Source organism: Kitasatospora sp. NPDC091257 (assembly GCF_044757675.1).
GTDB classification, from domain to species: domain Bacteria; phylum Actinomycetota; class Actinomycetes; order Streptomycetales; family Streptomycetaceae; genus Kitasatospora; species Kitasatospora lactacystinica.
The window spans coordinates 1-4709 of sequence record NZ_JBIVVI010000726.1; the positions used below are offsets into that span (position 1 = coordinate 1).

Annotated in this window: 4 protein-coding genes; all 4 read right to left on the reverse strand. The window is 70.6% G+C overall.

The features are described 5' to 3' along the window. Window positions 1-31 precede the first annotated feature (31 nt). The 4 genes from ACIQOV_RS28240 to ACIQOV_RS28255 all read right to left on the reverse strand — a co-directional run bounded on the left by ACIQOV_RS28240 (window position 32) and on the right by ACIQOV_RS28255 (window position 4178). Entirely contained in the window at window positions 32-712 is a 681-nt protein-coding gene (locus tag ACIQOV_RS28240) for a hypothetical protein (RefSeq protein ID WP_401053227.1), read from the reverse strand. Between the two features lie 108 nt (window positions 713-820). Beyond that, window positions 821-2143: an MFS transporter gene (locus ACIQOV_RS28245; protein WP_401053229.1), complete on the reverse strand. Its 1323-nt coding sequence runs from the start codon at window positions 2141-2143 to the stop codon at window positions 821-823. 127 nt (window positions 2144-2270) lie between these two features. Beyond that, window positions 2271-3353: an inositol-3-phosphate synthase gene (locus tag ACIQOV_RS28250; protein WP_401053231.1), complete on the reverse strand. Its 1083-nt coding sequence runs from the start codon at window positions 3351-3353 to the stop codon at window positions 2271-2273. Window positions 3354-3479: 126 nt separating this feature from the next. Continuing rightward, the gene (locus tag ACIQOV_RS28255; RefSeq protein ID WP_359909483.1) at window positions 3480-4178 is read right to left on the reverse strand and encodes a PadR family transcriptional regulator; all 699 of its coding nucleotides are present in this window, start codon (window positions 4176-4178) and stop codon (window positions 3480-3482) included. Window positions 4179-4709 lie beyond the last annotated feature (531 nt).

The following is a 4709-nucleotide window of genomic DNA, read 5'->3' on the forward strand; positions in this document are numbered from 1 at the left end:
CCCCCGGGAAGGAAAGGAGAGGCGGAAGGGGTCAGGACTTCTTCACCGGCGGGACGCCGGTGGTGGCGGGCGCCAGCGGGCCGAGGCAGAGCACGTACCGCTTCTTGTTCCAGCGGCGGCCGCTCTTGCCCGAGACTGCGCTCGTGGTCTGCGGCGTCTGCTTGCAGCGGGTCACGTCCGTGGTGCCCTCGAACTTCGACATAACGCGGTAATTCGCTTTGCTGTCAGTGCACTTGACGATCTCGACGTCGCGGGAGCCGCTCGCCCGCACACAGTCCCCGGCCTTGGCGCTGCTGACGCTCGGCCCGGCCACGAAGTAGCCCACGGCCAGCGCCACGCAGCCGCCGACCAGCCCGACGATCCGCAGCTTGGACCGGATGCCGCGCTTGGCGGCCGGCGCGGGCGGCACCGCCGGGGCGGGCCGGGGCGGGCCGTACGGTCCGGCGGGCGGCTGCTGCCCGTACGGTCCGGGGGCCGGTTGCCCGTACGGCTGCTGTCCGTAGGGCGGTTGGCCGGGCGGCTGCTGCCCGTAGGCGGGCGGCTGTCCGTACCCGGGCGGCGGGCCGTAGCCGGGCGGGGCCGGCGGCGCGGGCTGCCCGTAGGCCGGCGGCGGTCCGTACGGCGCGGCCGGCGGGGGTGGCGGTGCCCCGTACGGTGTGGCGACGGGCGGCCCCACCGGGGCCGGGCCGTACGGATTCGGCGGTGTGCTCATCAGTTCGTCCCCCGAGACGGAGTTCTGTCGATCCGACAGGTTCGAGTACCTTAGCGAGTCGGTCGGACGCCGTCGGCCGCGAGCCCCGAGGGTTCCCAGGAGCCCTGGTCACCGGGGGAGCGGGCTCCGGCGGGCGGCGCGCAGGTAGAGGACCGCCGTCAGGGCGTATACCCCGGCGACCCCCAGCACCACCGCGACCGAGCGGCCGGACAGCGGCAGCACCAGTGCCGTGACCAGGGCGGCGGCCACGAAGGCGACGTTGAACAGCACGTCGTAGATGGCGAAGACGCGGCCGCGGTACTCGTCCTCGACCGACTCCTGCACCGCCGTGTCGGCGCAGATCTTGGTGCCCTGGGTGACCACCCCGAGCAGCAGGGCGGCGATCAGGCAGGGCACCAGGGTGAAGCTCAGGCCCAGGGCGGGGACGAAGGCCACGGGGGCGACCAGGCAGGCCGTCATCCACCCGGCCAGGCCCAGCCGACGGGTGCACCAGGGGCTGACCAGCGCGGCGACGAAGAACCCGGCGGCGGACAGACCCACCGCCTGGCCGAGGGTGACCAGCCCGGCCGCGCTGTCGGTCGGGTCGTTGAAGGTGTACCGGGCGAGCATCACCACGACCACGATCAGCACGCCGTAGCAGAACCGGGCCGCGGTGACGGCGGCCAGCGCGTGCACGGCGGGCCGGCAGTCCCGCACGAGGTGGCGCACCGCGGCGCCGAGTTCGACGGCGGCCCGGACCAGTGCCTGGCCGAGCGCCGGGCGGCCCTCGTGCTGCTCCGGGCCGAGCAGGTCGCGGTCCATCCGCCGGGCGGCCAGCGCGGCCGACAGGTAGAGCAGCGCGGCCACCGTGACCAGGGCGGCGTCGGCCCGCGGCCCGGGAGCCATCAGCTGGTGCAGCGCGAAGCCGATGCCCCCGCCCGAGGCGGCGGCGACCGTCCCGAGGGTGGGGGAGAGGGCGTTGGCGGTGACCAGTTGGTCCTGCTCCACCACCCGGGGCAGGGCGGCGGACAGGCCGGCCAGGATGAACCGGTTGAGCGCGGTGACCAGCAGGGCCGAGGCGAAGAACAGCCAGGTCGGCGCCTGCGCCAGCAGCAGCGCGCCGGTGCCCAGGCCCAGCACGAAGCGGGCCAGGTTGCCGAAGTAGAGCACCTGGCGGCGGCGCCAGCGGTCCAGCAGCACGCCGGCGAACGGGCCGATGACCGAGAACGGCAGCAGCATCACGGCCAGCACCGAGGCGATGTCGGCGGGGGAGGACTGCTTCTCGGGGGAGAACACCACGTACGCGGCGAGCGAGACCTGGAAGACGCCGTCCGAGAGCTGGGAGAGCACCCGGGCGGTCAGCAGCCGCCGGAAGTCGCGGCCCTTCAGCAGGTCCAGGAGCGTGGCGTTGTGCGCGGACTGGTGGGTGCTGCCGTTCTCGGTGATCGCCACCCGCCCAGAGTGCCATGGAACCGGCCACTGTTTCACGTGAAACATTGGCCGCGAGAACGTGAAGGGCCCACGATCCGAAGACCGTGGGCCCCTCCTACGGCTGTGCGAGCCGTGAGCGGTCAGCCGCTCAGCGCTCGACCTCGCCGCGGATGAACTTCTCGACGTTCTCGCGGGCCTCGTCGTCGAAGTACTGGACCGGCGGGGACTTCATGAAGTACGAGGAGGCCGACAGGATCGGGCCACCGATGCCGCGGTCCTTGGCGATCTTCGCGGCGCGGACGGCGTCGATGATGACACCGGCGGAGTTCGGGGAGTCCCAGACCTCCAGCTTGTACTCCAGGTTCAGCGGGACGTCGCCGAACGCGCGACCCTCCAGGCGGACGTACGCCCACTTGCGGTCGTCCAGCCAGGCCACGTAGTCCGAGGGACCGATGTGGACGTTCTTGGCGCCCAGCTCGCGGTCGCGGATCTGCGAGGTGACGGCCTGGGTCTTGGAGATCTTCTTGGACTCCAGGCGCTCGCGCTCGAGCATGTTCTTGAAGTCCATGTTGCCGCCGACGTTCAGCTGCATGGTGCGCTCGAGGATGACACCGCGGTCCTCGAACAGCTTGGCCATCACGCGGTGCGTGATGGTCGCGCCGACCTGGGACTTGATGTCGTCACCGACGATCGGCACGCCGGCCTCGGTGAACTTGTCCGCCCACTCCTTGGTGCCCGCGATGAACACCGGCAGGGCGTTCACGAAGGCGACCTTGGCGTCGATGGCGCACTGGGCGTAGAACTTGGCCGCGTCCTCGGAACCGACGGGCAGGTAGCAGACCAGGACGTCGACCTGCTGGTCCTTGAGGACCTGGACGACGTCGACCGGAGTCTCGTCCGACTCCTCGATGGTCTCCAGGTAGTACTTGCCCAGGCCGTCGAGGGTGTGGCCGCGCTGGACGGTCACGCCGGTCGGCGGCACGTCGCAGATCTTGATGGTGTTGTTCTCGCTGTTGCCGATGGCGTCGGCCAGGTCGAAGCCGACCTTCTTGGCGTCGACGTCGAAGGCGGCGACGAACTCCACGTCACGGACGTGGTAGTCACCGAACTGGACGTGCATCAGCCCGGGGACCCTGCCGGCCGGGTCGGCGTCCTTGTAGTACTCGACACCCTGCACCAGCGACGCGGCGCAGTTGCCCACGCCCACGATGGCTACGCGAACCGAACCCATTCCGGTTGCTCCCTGTGATCTCATGAGGACCGCCGGGGTCGGCGGAACTCGTCCTGCTTCTTCGATGACTGCATGTACGGGCGCGAGGCGCCCGATCCTGCCGCGCGGCACAGGGCTGGCGCGGTGTCAGCGCTCCTGGGCGGAGCGCCCCGGGCGGTCGTACGGTGGCCCGGGCGGGTCCTGGGACCCGTCCTCCTGGCCACGGCCGTCCGAAGTCTTGTGGGGGCCGGCGGCGGGGCCGCCGGCGTCGGAGCCGGTCCGACCGGTGCGGTTGGACCGCTCGGTCTCGATCAGCTCGTTGAGCCAGCGGACCTCGCGCTCCACCGACTCCAGTCCGTGCCGCTGGAGTTCGACGGTGTAGTCGTCGAACCGCTCGCGAGCGCGGGCCAGCGAGTTGCGCATCCGCTCCAGCCGCTCCTCCAGCCGGCTGCGGCGCCCCTCCAGGACGCGCATCCGCACGGCCCGGTCGGTCTGGCCGAAGAAGGCGAAGTGCACGCCGAAGTGCTCGTCCTCCCAGGCGTCCGGGCCGGAGTCGGCGAGCAGTTCCTCGAAGCGCTGCTTCCCCTCGGCGGAGAGCCGGTAGACGATCTTGGACCGCTTGCCGTTGAGCGCGGTGGCCGGGACGTACTCGACGTCCGGGTTGTCCTCGACCAGGAAGCCCTGGGCGACCAGGCTCTTCAGGCAGGGGTAGAGCGTTCCGTAGGAGAGCGCCCGGAACGTGCCGAGCAGGATGTTCAGCCGCTTGCGCAGCTCGTAGCCGTGCATCGGGGCGTCGTGGAGCAGTCCGAGGACGGCGAACTCCAGCACTCCTGAGCGTCTGCCCATGGCCTTCGTCCTCCTCCCTCTCGGTGTCCGTCCGGCCGCCGCATCCGGCGGTATGCCGCTTCGATGTATCGGCTCGATATATCGAGAACAGTAAACCCGGCCCTCGGAACGAGCAAGGGGGGCACGCGTGAATGTGATCACAAGCCGACGCGCAGGTGAGGTTGGCAACGGGCGTGTAATGATCTGTTGCCGTTTTGCGGTCATTGGCAACTGATGTCCGATTAGTTGTATATCCGTGCTGCGTACGCTGTCGCGTGTGCACGAGGACCACCTCCGGGATCAGGGCGGTTTGCGGGCATCGGACGTGAACCCTGCCTTCAGGCTGGAAACGCCTGGCGAGGAGTGGCTGGAAGATGAGCGAGCGACGGCGAAGGACGCCCAACCCGGGCGGTGACGGGCAGCAGCCCCCGGGAGGCGGCGGCCGTCGGGGAGGTGGGTCGGAGCCAGACCCCGCCGTAGAGGGTGGCGGTCGACGCCTGGTTCTGGGCAGGCGAAGGCGTAGAAGCGTTCATCGAACGGACTCCTGAAGGG